Source organism: Paraburkholderia acidisoli (assembly GCF_009789675.1).
GTDB classification, from domain to species: Bacteria; Pseudomonadota; Gammaproteobacteria; order Burkholderiales; family Burkholderiaceae; genus Paraburkholderia; species Paraburkholderia acidisoli.
Map to the genome: position 1 here is coordinate 1230362 of NZ_CP046913.1, position 16832 is coordinate 1247193.

Below are 16832 nucleotides of genomic sequence, written 5' to 3' on the forward strand. Positions count from 1 at the left end.
CCGCCTCGTGATGCGAGGCGGCTCTTTTCGTGCGGGCGAGCGGCGTTGGCGCGTTCGACGGCTTGTTGATTGCTCGTTGATCGTTTGTTGATCGTTTCTTTATCGTTTGTTCAATGCGACGCGTTGCGCGCGGCACGCCGCCCGCGCGCGTAAGATGGCGCGAGCCTCGCCGCAACGGCGAAGGCGCGCAGTCCCGCACACGCACAGGAGAGCGGCATGGCACAGCGATTCGACGCCATCGTGATTGGCACGGGCCAGAGCGGACCGCCGCTCGCGGTGCGCCTCGGCGCGAGCGGACGCAAGACGGCGATCATCGAGCGCGCGCTGTTCGGCGGCACCTGCGTGAACGTGGGTTGCACGCCCACCAAATCCTATGTGGCGTGCGCGCGGGTTGCGCATGTCGCGCGCCGGGCGGCGGAGTTCGGGGTGCAGATCGGCGCGTCTGCTCGCGATGCCACGGCGAACGACGTGCGCGTCGATCTCGCCTTCGTGAAGGCGCGCAAGGAGCGGATCATCGGCGAGTCGCGCAACGGCGTCGAGCGCTGGCTGCGCACCGCGAAGAACGTGAGCGTATTTCAGGGCCACGGGCGCTTCACGGGCGCGCATAGCGTGCGCGTGAGCGCGAGCGACGGCGCCACGCTCGACCTCGAAGCACCCGAAATCTTCGTCAACACGGGCACGCGCGCGCAGATTCCGTCGATTCCCGGCCTCGACACCATTCGTTACGACACCAACTCCACGCTGCTCGAACTGGAGCAGGTGCCGGACCATCTCGCGATCGTCGGCGGCAGTTACGTCGCGCTCGAATTCGCGCAGATGTTCCGCCGCTTCGGGGCGCGCGTGACGGTGCTCGTGCGCGGCAACCGCGTGCTCGCGCGCGAGGACGACGATATTGCGCGCGCCGTGCAGGAGGTGCTCGCGCGCGAAGGCGTGGTGTTCCGCCTGGGTGCCGAACCGCGCGGCGTCGCGCCGCTCGACGGCAAAGCGGGCGTGCGCATCGCGCTGGACGACGGCGCGCTCGAGGTCTCGCATCTGCTGTTCGCCACGGGCCGCGTGCCGAACACCGACGACCTCGGGCTCGAGGCCGCCGGTATCGAACGCGACGCGCACGGTCACATTCCCGTGGACGGTCAGTTGCGCACGCGCGTGGAAGGCATCTGGGCGATCGGCGACGTGAACGGTCGCGGCGCGTTCACGCACACGTCCTACGACGACTTCCAGATCGTCGCGGCCAACCTGCTGGACGGCGGCTTCAACGGTATCCCGCGCAGCGCCGACACGCGCATTCCCGCTTACGCTGTGTTCGTCGATCCGCCGCTCGCGCGCGTGGGCCTCAGCGAGCGCGAAGTGCGCGAACGCGGCACGCCCGCACTGATCGCGACGATGCCGATGTCGCGCGTGGGCCGGGCGCGCGAGCGCGGCGAAACGGACGGCTTCATGAAAGCGCTCGTGGATGCGAACACGAAGCGCATCCTCGGCGCGGCGATCTACGGCATTGAAGGCGACGAGGCGATACATACCTTCATCGACACGATGACGGCCGGCGCGCCCTATACGACGCTGCAATACGCGATGCACGTGCATCCGACCGTGAGCGAACTCGTGCCCACCTTGCTCGACGGGCTCAAGCCGCTCAAGTAAGCGATCCTGATTAAATCGAGGCAAGCCTGCTTCACATCACCGAGCCATGACAGCAATGGCAACAGCAATGGCAACCGCAGCGAACGGCAATCTCTACGCAGGCCTCGTGCACGACGCGCCTGAAGAACGCTTCGATCCGCTCGTCGAGCGCGAGGGCGTGCTGATCGAGCGCATCGTGTCGACGGGGCAGGCGAGCCCGCCCGGCTTCTGGTACGACGACGCGCGCGAGGAATGGGTGGTGCTGCTCGCCGGCGCAGCGACGCTCGAGTTTGCCGATACCGCCGATACCGCGGGGCAGTCGCGTCGCCTCGTGCCGGGCGACTACGTGCACATTCCCGCCCATTGCCGCCACCGCGTGTCGTGGACGGATCCGGCCGTGCCCACCGTGTGGCTGGCCGTGTATCTGGGCGCCCAGGCATGAAATCGAGTTCCAGACGCCCGCAGCGCATCGCGCTCGTGTCGGACACGCACAACCTCGTGCGCCCCGAATTGCTCGCCTTCGTGGCGGGCAGCGACGCGATCGTTCACGCGGGCGACATCTGCGAGCAGGCGGTGCTCGACACGCTCGCCGCCGTCGCGCCGCTCACGGTCGTGCGCGGCAACAACGATCAGGGCGCCTGGGCCGAAGCGTTGCCGCTGCTCGCCACGTTCGAGGTGAACGGCGTGCGGTTGGCCGTGGTGCACGAGTTGCGCGACTTGCCTGGCGATCTCGCAGACCTTGCGGCGGGGCGCGTGGCGATCGTGGTGAGCGGGCATTCGCACAAGCCTGCGCTGGAGACGCGCGCGGGCGTCGTGTACGTGAATCCCGGTAGCGCGGGGCCGCGCCGCTTCAAGCTGCCGGTCAGCGCGGCCAGGCTCACCATCGAGGCCAACGGCGAGTTCGCGATCGAGCACGCGAATCTGATCGACTGAATGCATCGCGGGTTTCATCGGCAGAAATAGGAAAAGGCCAGCACGAAGCTGGCCTTTTTCTTGCGCGAATCCTGCGAACGCGCTGTCTCGCGCTATCTCGCGCTATCGCGTGTCATCCATCAAGCACGCACGGCGTTGGCGGTCGCGTATTCGTCGTCGAGTTCGCGGGCAAGACGCACGCCGCGCAATACCGCATGCGCTTCGGCCTTCGTGCTCACGCTCGGCCCCGAACCCGGCAGCGGACGACGCGCCGTTTCATGCAGCGCCAGCACCGAGACGATGCCGATCACGGCCGCGCCCATCAGGTAGTACGCGGGCATCATCAGATTCTGCGTGTGGTCGACGAGCCACGCGGCCACCAGCGGCGTCGTGCCGCCGAACAGCGAGACCGACACGTTGAAGCCAATGGCGAGCGCACCGTAGCGGATCGCGGTCGGGAACAGCGCGGGCAGCGCCGAGGGCATCACGCCCGTGAAGCACGAGAGCAGCGCGCCCAGGATCAGCAGGCCGAGGAACACCGGCACGAGCGCGCCCGTTTGAATGAGCGTGAGCGACGGAATCGACAGCACGATCAGACCCACGCAGCCCGCGAGCATCACCGGCTTGCGGCCGATGGCGTCGGACAGGCGGCCGAACGCGAGCGTCATCGGCATCATCAGCACCATCACGGCGAGCACGAGGAAGAGACCGTGCGTTTCGTTGAAGTGCAGCGTGGCCGACAGATAGCTCGGCAGATACGAGAGCGCCATGTAGTCGGTCACGTTGAAGATCAGCACGAGACCCACGCACAGCAGGAACGGACGCAGATGCTGCGTGAGCAGCGTGCCGACCGTGAGCTTCGGGCGCGCATGTTCTTCGGCTTCGCGCAACTCGGCTTCGCGCTTGAACGCGGGCGTTTCCTCGAGCTTCATGCGGATGAAGAGGCCGACGAGACCCAGCGGACCCGCCACGAGGAACGGCACGCGCCAGCCCCAGTCGAGCAGGGCGTCGTGCGAGAGCACGGCGGTCAGCACCGCGACCGAGCCCGCGCCGAACACATAGCCGATCAGCGTGCCGAACTCGAGGAAGCTGCCCATGAAACCGCGGCGCTTGTCGGTGGCGAATTCGGCGATGAAGGTCGCCGCGCCGCCGTACTCGCCGCCGGTCGAGAAGCCCTGGATCAGGCGCGCCGCGAGCAGCAGCACGGGCGCGGCAATGCCGATCGACTTGTACGACGGGATCAGGCCGATGGCGAAGGTGCCGCACGCCATCATGATCATCGTCATCGCGAGCACGCGCTGGCGGCCGATACGGTCGCCGAGCGGGCCGAACACCATGCCGCCGATCGGGCGCACGAGGAACGCCGCCGCGAACGTGCCAAAGGTGGCGATCAGCTGCGCGGACGGGCTGCTCGACGGAAAGAACACCTGGCCGAGCGTGACGGCGATGTAGCTGTACACGCCGAAGTCGAACCATTCCATGGCGTTACCGAGCGCCATGGCGCCGACAGCGCGTTTGAGCAGCGTGTTGTCGACGATGGTGATGTCGTCGAGGGAAAGGTCGGTCGAAGCCGCGCCGCGCGCAGCGGAGGCCGAAGTACCGGAAGTGGACGCAGTCAAGGTCAAATTCTCCAATGACAGCGACGAGCCCCGAAGCTCGCCACAGTTGCCGGAGAGTGCCGTTTCGCGATAGCGGCGACATTTCGCGCGGCAAAGGCGGGCGGGTTGGCGCAACGGACAAACGTTGCACGAGCCTCGGCCGCAAACCTGGCGCGCGAAAGCATTGCTGAAGTGTCGCGAAACGACACTCGGGACGAGTTGTAATTAACGTTGTGCCTGCGTGGCCGGTTCGGGGGGCAGGGCACGGTAGACGCCGGACCGGCAAGAGGTGCCAGGTACCTGATAAAGCAGCGCCGCTGAAACGAAAAAGAAGCACCGCGTGGCGGAGCGTTCCTTCTGTGTTATGCGCACTCGGCTGGAAGGCGTTTTGGGGCGCCGAACCGGATGCAATTGATGGCTAATGCCTGTTGAACGAAGCGTTATGATAGCACGATAACGTAAGATCGTGCAAACCGGGCCATCTCCGGGGTGCGGGAGGATCGCGCCAGGCCTTGCCTGGCGGGGGATCGCGGCGATTCGATGGAACCGTTTCCGGCGCCTGGAAACCGGCGCGCGGGGCAAAAAAAACCGCGCACACGGCGCGGTTTTTGCAGTCGGTTTTTACGTCGACAGGATTGGGGGGAGGATCTCCTCGCCTCTCGCTGGCGTTCAGCCTTCCGTCGGCGGCACGAAACCCGTTGCCTGGTCGGCGCCTTCGCCGAAGAAGTACTTCTCCGTTTGCTTCATGAGGTACTGGCGTGCGCGCGGGTCGGCCATGTTCAGACGGTTTTCGTTGATGAGCATGGTCTGCTGCTTGAGCCAGCCCTGCCAGGCTTCCTTCGACACGCTTTCATAGATGCGCTTGCCGAGTTCGCCCGGCAGCGGCGGGAAATCGAGACCTTCGGCTTCCTTGCCGAGCTTCGCGCATTGGATCATACGGGCCATGCTGTGCTTCTCCTGTGTCGACGGCAGTGGGCGCTCGCGCGCCGGCTGCCGTCCCATAGCGGGGGTTATGGGATTTTGTGTGGGTTAGGGCGCGGCGCTCACAGCTGCTTCATCAGCACGAGCGACTTGCGCTGCCAGTTGTAGAGACGGCGGCGGTCTTCGGGCAGGTCGTCCACGTTGGCCTTCACGAAGCCGCGCTTGAGGAACCAGTGCTCCGTGCGCGTGGTGAGCACGAAAATGCGCGTGAGGCCGCGCGCGCGGGCGCGCTGCTCGATGCGGCGCAGGAGGCGTTCGCCGTCGCCGGAACCTTGCGCTTCGGGCGAGACCGTGAGGCACGCCATTTCGCCGATACGCTCCTGCGAATACGCGTACAGCGCCGCGCAGCCGAACAGCACGCCATCGTGCTCGATCACCGAGAAATGGTCGATGTCGCGTTCGATCTGGTGACGCCCGCGCCGCACGAGCGTGCCGTCGGTTTCGAGCGGCTCGATCAGTGTGAGAATGCCGCCGACGTCGTCGGGCGTGGCTTCGCGCAGGCTCTCCAGATTCTCGTACGAGATCATGGTGCCCACGCCGTCGTGCAGGAACAGTTCGAGCAGCAGGCCGCCGTCGAGCGAATACGGAATGATGTGCGCGCGGCCCACGCCGCCGCGGCAGGCGCGAATCGAGTGCTTCAGATAGAAACCCGCGTCGCCGAGCACGGTGCCGCTTTCCTGCAGCTTGTAGGCGTCGTCGAGCGACATTTCGCGGATCAGCTCGTTTTCTTCGTTGATGAGACCCTGCGTTTCCGTGAGGAACACGATCTTGTCGGCGCGCAGCGCGATGGCGGCGGCCGACGCCACGTCTTCCATCGACAGATTGAACGCCTCGCCCGTGGGCGAGAAGCCGAGCGGCGAGAGCAGCACGAGCTTGCGGCTCGCGAGCGAATGGCGGATGGAGTCAGCGTCGATCTTGCGCACGACGCCCGTGTGCTGGAAGTCGACGCCGTCGAGAATGCCGACCGGGCGCGCGGTGACGAAGTTGCCCGACACCACGCTGATGTGCGCGTGCGCCATGGGCGTGTTCGGCAGACCCTGGCTGATCGCGGCCTCGATGTCGAGACGCACTTCGCCGGCGGCTTCCTTCGCCGATTCGAGCGCGCGGGCATTGGTGATGCGCATGCCGTGCGAGAACTCGGACTCGACGCCGTGCAGGCTCATCTGCTCCTCGACCTGAGGACGCGAGCCGTGCACGAGCACGATCTGGATGCCCATGGCCTGCAGCAGCGCGATGTCGGCGACGAGCGCGTTAAGCAGGTTCTGATGCACCACTTCGCCGCCGAAACCGACGACGAACGTCTTGCCCTGGAACGCATGAATGTAGGGCGCGACCGATCGCATCCAGTCGACGAATTGCGCATGCTGCGCGTCGTGCTGGGAAACGGATTCCGCGGCGTTGGACGGAGCCGGCGCGCCGGCGGGAGCGGGGACGAGGTCGGTTTGGGAATTCATGCCCGGGATTATAATGCGCCCCCATGTCGAATGTACCCAAAAGACCTGCCTCGGCGCAGGGCAGCAACACCCCGGAAGGCAAAGACGCGGCGCACGGCGGCGCGCAGGAAAAGCGTGCGTCGCAGAAGTACGGCGACGGACAGAAGCTCGCGTCCACCGACCGGCTCGCCGCGCTGATGGGCAGCGGCGCGCTGGGCGGCGCGCGCGTGCAGGACAAGCGCGGCAAAGCGGCGCCTGGCGAGACGCCCGCCGCGACGCGGACGCCGGAGGCGAAGCCCGAACCGAAGGCGAGCGCGGGTGCGCCGCAAGCAGCGGATCGCGGGGGCGCGGCGCATCGGCCGGTGCAGGCGCCGCGTGACGCGAGTGACGCGGCCCGGCGCGAGGTGACGCGTGAAGAAGCGCCGGCCGTTGCGCCGCGATCGTCGCCGGTTAAGGCGCAGGCGCCTCGAGCCGCGACTGCGCACGCCTCGCCGAAAACCGAAACTCGCCCGGCGCAGCCGGCGCCGACTCGCGACGTGGCCCAAGGCGGGACGCGAACCGGCACACCGGCCCGCACGCACGAGGCAACGGCGACGCCCGGCAAAGGGCAGCCTGCCCAGCCGCGTACGCGGCACACCGCCGATGCGTCGAGTGATTCGCACTCGAGCCGTGAGCCCAAGTCGCACGATTCGCGTGACTCGCGTGACTCGCGAGCGCCGCGCCCTGAACGCACGGAATCGCCGCGCCGCGCCGCGCCGCGCGCGCAGCAAGGCGAAGCCCATAGCGAATCACGCGGCGAATCACGCAGCGAAGCACGCAGCGAAGCACGAAGCCAGCCGCAAGACCGACCGCGCGATGCGGGTAACGCGCCGCGCGCCGCGAAACCGCAAGGCGAGTCGGTGCCGCGTGCCGCGAACGAGGCCACGCGCGACGGCGACGGTGCACGAGCCGTCCGCGAACCCCGCGAACCCCGCGAACCCCGCGAACCCCGCGAAACCCGCGAAACCCGCGAAACCCGCGAAACCCGCGAACCCCGCGAACCCCGCGAAACCCGCACCCAACGGCCCGAAGCCGGGTACGCCGCGCCGCGCGAAACGCGCGAACCACGCCGCGAACGCGCGCCGCGCGCGCCCGTCACGCCGAACCCGATTCCGCCCGTGACGTTCCCCGAAGCGCTGCCGGTCTCCGGCCGCCGCGAGGAAATCGCGCGCGCGATCGCGCAGAACCAGGTGGTGATCGTCAGTGGCGAAACCGGCTCGGGCAAGACCACGCAATTGCCGAAGATCGCGCTCGCGCTCGGTCGCGGCATTGGCGCGGGCGGCACCGGCTTGATCGGCCATACGCAGCCGCGCCGGATCGCGGCGTCGGCCACGGCGCGCCGCATCGCGGAGGAGTTGAAGACACCGTTCGGCGAAGTGGTCGGCTACAAGGTGCGTTTCAACGACAATCTCTCGCCGGGCGCCTCGGTCAAGCTCATGACCGACGGCATTCTGCTCGCGGAGACGCAAACCGATCCGCTGCTCAAGGCCTACGACACGATCATCATCGACGAGGCGCACGAGCGCAGCCTCAACATCGACTTCCTGCTCGGCTACCTGAAGGAGATCCTGCCGCGCCGGCCCGATCTCAAGCTGATCGTGACCTCGGCGACCATCGACGCGGACCGCTTCGCGCGCCATTTCGGTAGCGACGAAAAACCCGCGCCCGTGATCGAGGTGAGCGGGCGGCTGTATCCGGTCGAGGTGCGCTATCGCCCCGTGCAGGAAGACAGCCCGGCGGTGAAGAACGCGCAGGGCACGGCGCCGCGCGAGGGCAGGAAGTCGCAACGCGACAGCGATCGCGACTTGATGGAAGCGATCGTCGACGCGGTGGACGAACTCTGCCGCGAAGGTTCCGGCGACGTGCTGGTGTTCCTGCCCGGCGAGCGCGAGATTCGCGACGCGGCCGAGGCACTGCGCAAGCACCATCCGCCGCATACGGAAATCCTGCCGCTGTTCGCGCGGCTCTCCGCGCAGGAGCAGGAGCGCGTGTTCAAGCCGTCGAACGCGCGCCGCATCGTGCTCGCGACCAACGTGGCCGAAACGTCGCTCACGGTGCCCGGCATTCGCTACGTGGTCGACACCGGCCTCGCGCGCGTGAAGCGCTATTCGTATCGCAACAAGGTCGAGCAGCTGCAGATCGAGTCGATTTCGCAGGCCGCGGCGAACCAGCGCGCGGGCCGCTGCGGCCGGGTCGCCGACGGGATCTGCATCCGCCTCTATGAAGAGATGGATTTCGTCGCGCGGCCGCGGTTTTCCGATCCGGAAATCCTGCGCTCGTCGCTCGCCGCCGTGATTCTGCGCATGAAGTCGCTGCATCTCACGGCGATCGAAACGTTCCCGTTCATCGAGCCGCCGCCGGGCCGCGCCATCGCCGACGGGTATCAGCTGCTCAACGAACTCGGTGCCGTCGACGACGACAACGCCCTCACGCCGCTCGGCCGCGAACTCGCGCGCCTGCCGCTCGATCCGCGCGTGGGCCGCATGATTCTGGGCGCGCGCGACCAGCAGGCGCTGCGCGAAGTGCTGATCATCGCGAGCGCGCTTTCGGTGCAGGACCCGCGCGACCGGCCGATCGAGGCGCAGGAGCAGGCCGACCAGGCGCATCGCCGCTTCGCCGACGAGCGCTCCGAGTTTCTCCAGTGGCTCAAGATCTGGGCGTGGTTCGAGGACGCGGTCGCGCACAAGAAGTCGAACAAGCAGCTCGTGGACGCGTGCCGCGCGAATTTCCTCTCGCACTTGCGCCTGCGCGAGTGGCGCGACGTGCATTCGCAACTGCTCACGGTGGTGCGCGAGCACGGCTGGCGCATCAACGAATCCGACGCGACTTACGAGCAGATTCACCACGCGCTGCTCACGGGTTTGCTCGGCAATATCGGCCTCAAAGCCGACGACGAACCGCATTATCTCGGCGCGCGCGGCATCAAGTTTCACCTGTGGCCCGGTTCGGCGCTCGTGAAGAAAGCGGGGCGCTGGGTCGTGGCCGCCGAACTCGTGGAAACGAGCCGGCTCTACGCGCGCTGTATCGCGAAGATCGAACCCGAGTGGCTCGAAAAAGTGGGCGCGCATTTGCTGCGCACGTCGCTTTCGGAGCCGCATTGGGAGAAACGCGCGGCGCAGGTCAGCGCGTTCGAGCGCGGCGTGCTGTACGGCTTGCCGGTGTATCAGCGCCGGCGCGTGGCGTTCGGCAAACAGGACCCGGCGCGCGCCCGCGAGTTGTTCATCCGCGGCGCGTTCGTGGAGGGCGAGTTCGACACGAAGCTCGCGTTCTTCGCGCACAACCGCAAGCTGCTCGCCGACATCGAGCAGCTCGAGCACAAGTCGCGCCGCCAGGACGTGCTGGTCGACGACGAGCTGATTTACGGCTTCTACGATCAGGCGATTCCCGAGGGCATGTATTCGGGCGCGTCGTTCGAGCGCTGGTATCGCGACGAAGTGCGCAAGAGCGGCCAGCCCGAAGACAAGCTGCGCCTGCTGTATCTCTCGCGCGACGACCTGATGCGGCACGAAGCGGCGGGCGTCACCACGGATCTGTTCCCGAAGCGCATGACGATGTCGGGCGCGGCAATGGCGCTCACGTATCACTTCGAGCCGGGCTCGCCGCGTGACGGCGTGACGCTCGCGGTGCCGCTCTACGCGCTCAATCAGGTCGACGCGCGCCGCTGCGAATGGCTCGTGCCGGGCATGCTCAAGGAGAAGGCGCAACTGCTGCTGAAGTCGCTGCCGCAGAAGCTGCGCCGCCATTGCGTGCCGCTGCCGGAGTATGCGGCGGGTTTTGCCGAACGCGCGGGTGGCGAGCGTTTCGGCGCGGGCGGTTTGCTCGAAGCGTTGATTGCCGATGTGCGCGAGCAGAAGCAGATCGTGCTCAAGACCGCCGACTTCAAGCTCGAAACGCTGCCGGCGCATCTGTTCATGAACTTCAAGGTCGTCGACGAGCACGGGCGTCAGCTCGCGATGGGCCGCAATCTCGCGCAGTTGCGCTCGGAACTGGGCGCGCAGGCGCAGCAGCAATTCCAGAAACTCGCGAGCGCGACCGCGCTGGCGGCGCTGGAAACGCATGCGCAGGGCGGGGCGGCATCGGCATCGACAGGTGGCGCCGCGCAAAACGAGAGCGCGTCGAAGAGAGGCCAGGCACCGCACACGCCCACGGCGAGCGAAGCTGCGCAAGCCGCGAATGCGGCGAGCACCAACACCGCGCTCTACGAAAACCTCACTACATGGAACTTCGGCAAACTGCCGGAGCTGCTCGAAATCCGCCGCGGCGGTCAGACGCTCTACGGCTATCCGGCGCTCGTCGATCGCGGTTCGCATTGCGACGTGGAAGTGTTCGACTCGCCGGAGGAAGCGGCGCGCATTCATCGCGCGGGTTTGCGCCGGTTGTTCGCGTTGCAGTTGCGCGAGCCGATCCGCTACCTGGAGAGGAGCTTGCCGGGCCTGCGCGAAATGGCCATGCAGTTCATGGCGCGCGCGACGCAGGAAGAATTGCGCGATCAGCTCGTCGAACTGGCGCTCGATCGCGCGTGCCTGCAAGACCCGCTGCCCGACGACGACGCGAGCTTCCACGCGCGCAAGGACGAAGGGCGCGCGCGGCTTTCGCTGCTCGCGCAGGAAATCGCGCGACTGGTAGGGCAGATTCTGGCCGAATACGCCTCGGTGGCGAAGAAGCTCGTGGCCGCCAAGGCGTTCGGCGCGCCCGCCGCCGACATGCAGGCGCAACTCGATGCGCTGATCGGCAAGCGCTTCGTGCTCGCCACGCCGTATGCGCAGCTCGTGCATTTCCCGCGCTACCTGAAGGGCATCGCGCTGCGCATCGACAAGCTGCGCGCCGATCCCGCCCGCGACGCGCGTCAGGCGGCCGAACTGCTGCCGCTCGCGCAGCAGTATCAGCGGGCGCTCTCGCAGCGCGGCGGCGTGTTCGATGCGCGCTTGTCGGAGTTTCGCTGGCTGCTCGAAGAGTTGCGCATCTCGCTCTTCGCGCAGGAACTGCGTACGCCGATGCCGGTTTCGGTGAAGCGGCTGCACAAGGTGTGGGAGTCGATGCAGCGCTGAACGCGCGAATTTTCGCGAGGCCCGCATAAGCGGGACATAACATTTGTTCGAAAAGCGGGGCGCCGGGCCACAAAACCGGCGCCCTTTTCATTTCAGCGGCGTTACGTCAACCTTGCACGAAGGTAGACGTTCTACAATTGCGAATCTGCTCCGGAACGATTCTCCATGTCCAAGATCCTTTTCAGCCGCGCTGCCGTTTTCGCTCTTGCCTGCACCACGTTTGCCGCGCTGGCGTCGTTCGCGTCGCCTGCTGCGCACGCGAACAACATCATCGTGCTCAATTCGGGCGAAGCCACGCTGAGCCTCATCGACGATAAAACGTACGAAGTGGTCGGCACCGTGCCCACCGGCAAGGAACCGCATCACCTCTTTCCCACGCCCGACAACAGCTCGCTGATCGTGGCGAACTCGGTCTCGAACAACCTGCTGTTCGTCGACCCGAGAACGGGCAAGCCGCAGCGCTGGGTCGAAAACATCGAAGACCCGTATCAGCTCGGTTTTTCGCCCGACCACAAGTGGTTCGTGACCACGGGCCTGCGTCTGGATCGCCTCGACATCTACAACTACGCGGGCGGCAGCAACATCACGCTGGCGAAGCGCATGCCGCTTTCGGCCATGCCGAGCCATCTCGCGTTCACGAACGACAGCCGCGTCGTGTTCGTCTCGCTGCAGGTATCGGGCGAAATTGCCGCCGTCGACCTGCCCACGCAAAAAGTGCTCTGGAAGATGAAGGTCGGTCCCGCGCCCGCGGGTCTGTGGCTCACGCCCGGCGACAAGTACCTGCTGGTCGGCATGACGGGCGCCGACTACGTGGCCGTGGTGGACTGGCGCAACCAGAAGATCGTCAAGACGATCCAGGTCGGCAAGGCCGCGCACAACTTCCGCTCGCTCGTGGACGGCCGGCACGTGCTGGTGTCGAGCCGCGTGTCGAACGTCATCAGCATCATCGACGAAGAAACGCTCGAAAAGACGGGCGAGATCAGCGGTCTGATGCCCGGACCCGACGACATGGAACTCACCGCCGACAAGCGCTATTTGTGGGTGACCTTCCGCTTCGCGAAGCATATTGGCCTGATCGACATGCAAACCAGGAAGCTCGTCAAGACGATCGCCGTGGGCCGCTCGCCGCACGGCATCTACTTCCACGACCGCGCGCCGGTCGCGTCGCCGAACGGCGCGTGACGGTCGCCCGATGTTCCTTTGATGTTCCTTTGATGTTCGTTTGAGTTTTCGCGCGATGTCCTCGTTTCTTCACCTGCTCGCGACCCACGCCGACGACTTCGTGTCGTGGCTGCAAACGCTCCTGTACGTGAACGGCATCCAGCCGCTGCTGTTCCAGCTTGGCTGGATGGACGTGGACGAAGACACGTACGACGCGCTCTACTGGGTGATCGTCGGCGTGCTGGAAGTGGTGGCGATGTATGCGCTGCTGCGTCCGCTCGAAGCGCTTGCGCCGGCGGAACAATGGCGCGATCGCAAGGGCGTGGGCGTGGACGCGGTCTATACCTGGGTCACGCGGCTCGGCATTCTCAACCTGCTGTTCTTCTTCACGCTCCAGCCGTTCTTCGACCGCGCGCAAAGCGCGCTGCGCCTGCTCGGCGTCAAGACGCTCGACATCGACAATCTCTGGCCCGGCGTGACCACCGAGCCGCTGGTCGCGTTCGCGATCTATGTGGTGGTACTCGACTTCGCGGGCTACTGGTACCACCGGTTCTCGCATCGGTTCGGCATCTGGTGGGAACTGCACGCCGTGCATCACAGCCAGCGCAAGATGTCGCTCTGGTGCGATAACCGCAATCATCTGCTCGACGTGCTGATGCAGTCGTGCATGTTCGCCGTCATCGCGCTCGCGATCGGCGTGCCGCCCGCGCAGTTCGTGGTGGCCGTCGCGCTCACGAATTTCGTGCAGAGCGTGCAGCATGCCAACATCCGCGCGCATTTCGGCTGGCTCGGCGAGCGGCTCGTCGTGAGCCCGCGCTTTCACCGGCGGCATCACGCTATCGGCTACGGTCATGAAGGCACGGCTTACGGGTGCAACTTCGGCGTGCTGTTCCCGTGGTGGGACATGCTGTTCGGCAGCGCGTCGTTCGACCGCGCGATCGAGCCCACCGGTATCCGCGACCAGCTCGAAGGCGCGCAGTACGGCGAAGGCTTCTGGGCGCAGCACGGCTACGCGTTCGCGCGCATCGCGCGGCGCTTGCAGCGGCCAGACGAGCGGGCGCGCGCCGCCGTTGCCGGCCATCCTTCCCGCGGCGTGCTTCGTGGTAACGCTGGCGGTAACGGCGGCGACAACGCCAACCGCAACGCCCGCGACGACGTCACGACCGGCTAGGCCGCCGCCCACGCGCATTCGCGCGAACCAGGGCGGGAAAGCCGCCCGACTTACTCGCCAGGGCCGCCGTGGTTTATGCTGTCGCACTGGCCGTCCTCACGGCAACTCCACGCAGGCCGTCCCACTACGTCCCTCGTCGCCGACATCGTGTCTTTTCTCCGTTCTTACGCCGAATTCCGCCCGCATGAATGATCTGCTGCGCTCGTTCGGACGCGCGCTCGCGAGCGTGTTCCATCCCGCCATGCTGTTCCTCACGCTCGTGCCGTTTCTGGTCGCGGCGGCGCTGTGGGGCGGTGTGCTCTACGTGTTCTGGCAGCCGCTGCTCGATCTCGTGCGCGGCGCGCTCGCGCAATGGTCGTCGATGGCGTGGCTCTACCATCTGTTCGACGCGTTCGGCTTTGGCTGGCTGCGTGCCACCATCGCGCCGTTTCTCGTCATCATTCTGACGATTCCGCTCATCGTCATCACCGTGCTGCTGCTGATCGTCGCGATCGCGATGCCGCGCGTGATCCGCCATCTTTCGAAACGCCAGTACGCGATGCTCGAAGAGCGCCGCGGCGGCAGCTGGTACGGCAGCGTCGGCTATTCGCTCGTGACGACGCTCGTGTGCCTGATCGTGATGGTGGTGACGTTGCCGCTCTGGCTAATTCCGCCGTTCTTCGCGCTGATCCCGCCGCTGCTGTGGGGCTGGCTCACGTATCGCGTGATGACCTACGACGCGCTCGCGCTGCACGCGAGCCTCGCGGAGCGCCGCGAACTGGTGCGCCGCCACCGTCTGCCGCTACTCGTGATCGGCGTGGCGAGCGGCTTGCTCAGTTCGCTGCCTTCGGCGATCTGGGTCGTCTCCGCGTGGCTGCTGCTGTTTTTCCCGGTGTTCGCCGCGGTGACGATCTGGATCTATGCATTCATTCTGGTGTTCACGGCGCTCTGGTTCGGACACTACTGTCTGCGCGCGCTGCAACGCATGCGCGCGAGCGAGATCCAGCAAGCACGCGACGTGAGCGTGGCCCGTATCGAACACTGATTCTTCAACGACTACGACATTCCAGCGAGGCGAGACATGGCATTTGGCGTCATCATCATCGGCGACGAGATTCTTTCGGGGCGCCGCACCGACAAGCATTTGCCGAAGGTCATCGAACTGCTCGGCGCGCGCGGCCTCACGCTCGAGTGGGCGCAGTACGTGGGCGACGACCCCGCGCGCATCACCGAAACCTTGCGCCGTTCGTTCGCTTCGGGTGACATCGTGTTCTCCACGGGCGGCATCGGCGCGACGCCGGACGACCACACGCGCCAGTGCGCGGCGGCGGCGCTGGGCGTGCCGCTCGCGCTGCATCCCGAGGCGAAGGCGGCGATCAGCGAGCGGATCCGCGACATGCATACCGGCGACGCGCCCGTGGACTTCGACTCGCCCGAAAACCTGCATCGCTTTCAAATGGGCACGTTCCCGCAAGGCTGCGAAATCATCCCCAACGGTTACAACAAGATTCCGGGCTTTTCGATTCGCGAGCACCATTTCGTGCCGGGCTTTCCGGTGATGGCGTGGCCCATGATCGAGTGGGTGCTGGACACGAAGTACGCGCATCTGCACCACCAGACGCCGCATGCGGAGAAGTCGCTGCTCGTGTTCGAGTTGCCCGAGTCCACGCTCACGCCGCTGATGGAGCGGATCGAGCGCGATTTCGCGGGCGTGCGCGTGTTCAGCCTGCCGAGCGTGGGCGACGCGGAGCGCGGCGGCATCTACGCGCGCCGGCATATCGATCTGGGCGTGAAGGGCGAGCCCGAAGCCGTGGCGGCCGCCTTCGTGAAGCTACGCGAAGGCGTGCACGAACTGGGCGGCGATGTGGTGGAGCCGCCGGCCAGCGGCAACGGGAAGCGCGAGGGCGCTTGAGGGTGCTCGAGCGCGCAGAGCGTCGTTCGATAACGCGGGCCGGCTGACGCTGACGCCTGGCGACGATACCGCGCACGACGATGCACCGCGCAAGGCACATCATCGCGATGTCACACGCGGCGCTCAAAGTCGCCCGATGCTCTGCAAACGTTCCGGTAGGTCAGGCGCCGATCCAGGGCAGGCCGCGGAAGCACCAGCCCGTGACGGTCTTGCGGTGGCCCTGGCCGTCCTTGTCGCCCTCGAAGCCTTCGAGCAGATCGTAGGCGTGCGTGAAGCCCGCCTTGGCGGCTTCGACGGCGGCGAGCTTGGAGCGCGCGGCGCTGCGGCACAGGAACAGCACGGGCGCGTCGGGTTCGACGGCGGTCTTGAGCTGGGCGAGGAAGTCGGCGTTGGGCACGCCGCCCGGGTAGCGCGTCCACTCGACATGCGCATACTGGCCGTCGCCGATCACAGGGCGGCCGACCCAGTCGAGTTCCGCGCGCGTCCGTACGTCGACGAGACGCGTGCGCGGGTCGAGCTGGAGCAGTTCGAACGCCTCGGCGGGCGACAGCGCGCCCGCGTAAGGCAACTGGTTCTCGACGCGGCGCTTGTCGGCCTGGGCGTACAACTGTTCGAGCGTACTCATGACGGCGGATCTCCTCTTTCGCACTGAAGCATTGAACCAAACGAATATTCTAGCGCGCGGGGCTGGCGCGCGATGTGCGGCCGGGTCTACCCTAGCGGTCTGCGACCCGGGCAACGTCGCGTAGTACGAATGCATCGCAGTGGTGCAGAGTCGCTCGAATGCACCATAATCGAGCTTTAGGCGCGCGCCAAACCCGGGATTGCACGTTTTTGGTGCTAGCCACCCGCCATGCTGGCGGCACCATCCTCGCGAGACGCACGACTTTCGAGTTTAAGTGCGTGTCGCGAAACGATTTTGCGCCAGCTTGGCGCATGCATGGCACGGAAGCTGCTTTAGTAGTCGCGATCGATTCG

The 16832-nt window shown here is 66.4% G+C and carries 12 protein-coding genes; 8 read left to right on the forward strand and 4 right to left on the reverse strand.

The genetic code is table 11. From position 1 onward, the window contains the following. Window positions 1–216 precede the first annotated feature (216 nt). From FAZ98_RS05330 to FAZ98_RS05340, 3 genes are all read left to right on the forward strand, one after another. Complete coding sequence (locus FAZ98_RS05330; RefSeq protein WP_158949456.1) at window positions 217–1641, forward strand: FAD-containing oxidoreductase; 1425 nt, start codon at window positions 217–219, stop codon at window positions 1639–1641. A 67-nt stretch (window positions 1642–1708) separates the two neighbouring features. Beyond that, the gene (locus tag FAZ98_RS05335; RefSeq protein ID WP_233272669.1) at window positions 1709–2062 is read left to right on the forward strand and encodes a cupin domain-containing protein; all 354 of its coding nucleotides are present in this window, start codon (window positions 1709–1711) and stop codon (window positions 2060–2062) included. Then, entirely contained in the window at window positions 2059–2553 is a 495-nt protein-coding gene (locus FAZ98_RS05340) for a metallophosphoesterase family protein (protein ID WP_158949460.1), read from the forward strand. Before FAZ98_RS05335 ends, FAZ98_RS05340 begins: the two co-directional genes overlap by 4 nt. A gap of 119 nt (window positions 2554–2672) precedes the next feature. Here the strand turns inward: FAZ98_RS05340 and proP are convergent, their stop codons facing one another. The 3 genes from proP to argA form a co-directional block, all read right to left on the reverse strand. Beyond that, a complete protein-coding gene (proP, locus tag FAZ98_RS05345; RefSeq protein WP_158949462.1) occupies window positions 2673–4151 on the reverse strand; it encodes a glycine betaine/L-proline transporter ProP in 1479 nt (492 codons plus the stop codon). Between the two features lie 648 nt (window positions 4152–4799). Beyond that, window positions 4800–5075: an oxidative damage protection protein gene (locus tag FAZ98_RS05350; protein ID WP_158949464.1), complete on the reverse strand. Its 276-nt coding sequence runs from the start codon at window positions 5073–5075 to the stop codon at window positions 4800–4802. Window positions 5076–5173: 98 nt separating this feature from the next. Continuing rightward, entirely contained in the window at window positions 5174–6565 is a 1392-nt protein-coding gene (gene argA / locus FAZ98_RS05355; RefSeq protein ID WP_158949466.1) for an amino-acid N-acetyltransferase, read from the reverse strand. An 878-nt stretch (window positions 6566–7443) separates the two neighbouring features. Between argA and hrpA the strand changes: the two genes are divergently transcribed. From hrpA to FAZ98_RS05380, 5 genes are all read left to right on the forward strand, one after another. Then, complete coding sequence (gene hrpA, locus FAZ98_RS05360) at window positions 7444–11631, forward strand: ATP-dependent RNA helicase HrpA (RefSeq protein ID WP_158951883.1); 4188 nt, start codon at window positions 7444–7446, stop codon at window positions 11629–11631. A 165-nt stretch (window positions 11632–11796) separates the two neighbouring features. Then, window positions 11797–12813 carry a YVTN family beta-propeller repeat protein gene (locus FAZ98_RS05365; RefSeq protein ID WP_158949469.1) on the forward strand — a complete coding sequence of 339 codons (1017 nt, stop codon included), beginning with the start codon at window positions 11797–11799 and terminating at the stop codon, window positions 12811–12813. Between the two features lie 55 nt (window positions 12814–12868). Next, a complete protein-coding gene (locus FAZ98_RS05370; protein ID WP_158949470.1) occupies window positions 12869–13963 on the forward strand; it encodes a sterol desaturase family protein in 1095 nt (364 codons plus the stop codon). A gap of 184 nt (window positions 13964–14147) precedes the next feature. Continuing rightward, window positions 14148–14987 (forward strand): EI24 domain-containing protein, encoded by an 840-nt coding sequence (locus FAZ98_RS05375; protein WP_158949471.1) that lies wholly within the window; start codon window positions 14148–14150, stop codon window positions 14985–14987. Between the two features lie 36 nt (window positions 14988–15023). Continuing rightward, complete coding sequence (locus FAZ98_RS05380; RefSeq protein ID WP_158949472.1) at window positions 15024–15854, forward strand: competence/damage-inducible protein A; 831 nt, start codon at window positions 15024–15026, stop codon at window positions 15852–15854. A 160-nt stretch (window positions 15855–16014) separates the two neighbouring features. On the opposite strand, the gene FAZ98_RS05385 is transcribed toward FAZ98_RS05380, so the two are convergent. Further along, entirely contained in the window at window positions 16015–16479 is a 465-nt protein-coding gene (locus FAZ98_RS05385) for a rhodanese-like domain-containing protein (RefSeq protein WP_158949473.1), read from the reverse strand. Between the last annotated feature and the right edge of the window lie 353 nt (window positions 16480–16832).

Bases quoted from the DNA above. Each gene is read 5' to 3' on its own strand.
- FAZ98_RS05330 (WP_158949456.1), top strand. From the start codon at position 217: ATGGCACAGCGATTCGACGCCATCGTGATTGGCACGGGCCAGAGCGGA.
- FAZ98_RS05340 (WP_158949460.1), top strand. From the start codon at position 2,059: ATGAAATCGAGTTCCAGACGCCCGCAGCGCATCGCGCTCGTGTCGGAC.
- FAZ98_RS05380 (WP_158949472.1), top strand. From the start codon at position 15,024: ATGGCATTTGGCGTCATCATCATCGGCGACGAGATTCTTTCGGGGCGC.
- FAZ98_RS05350 (WP_158949464.1), bottom strand. From the start codon at position 5,075: ATGGCCCGTATGATCCAATGCGCGAAGCTCGGCAAGGAAGCCGAAGGT.
- FAZ98_RS05375 (WP_158949471.1), top strand. From the start codon at position 14,148: ATGAATGATCTGCTGCGCTCGTTCGGACGCGCGCTCGCGAGCGTGTTC.
- FAZ98_RS05365 (WP_158949469.1), top strand. From the start codon at position 11,797: ATGTCCAAGATCCTTTTCAGCCGCGCTGCCGTTTTCGCTCTTGCCTGC.
- FAZ98_RS05385 (WP_158949473.1), bottom strand. From the start codon at position 16,479: ATGAGTACGCTCGAACAGTTGTACGCCCAGGCCGACAAGCGCCGCGTC.
- argA (WP_158949466.1), bottom strand. From the start codon at position 6,565: ATGAATTCCCAAACCGACCTCGTCCCCGCTCCCGCCGGCGCGCCGGCT.
- FAZ98_RS05335 (WP_233272669.1), top strand. From the start codon at position 1,709: ATGGCAACCGCAGCGAACGGCAATCTCTACGCAGGCCTCGTGCACGAC.
- FAZ98_RS05370 (WP_158949470.1), top strand. From the start codon at position 12,869: ATGTCCTCGTTTCTTCACCTGCTCGCGACCCACGCCGACGACTTCGTG.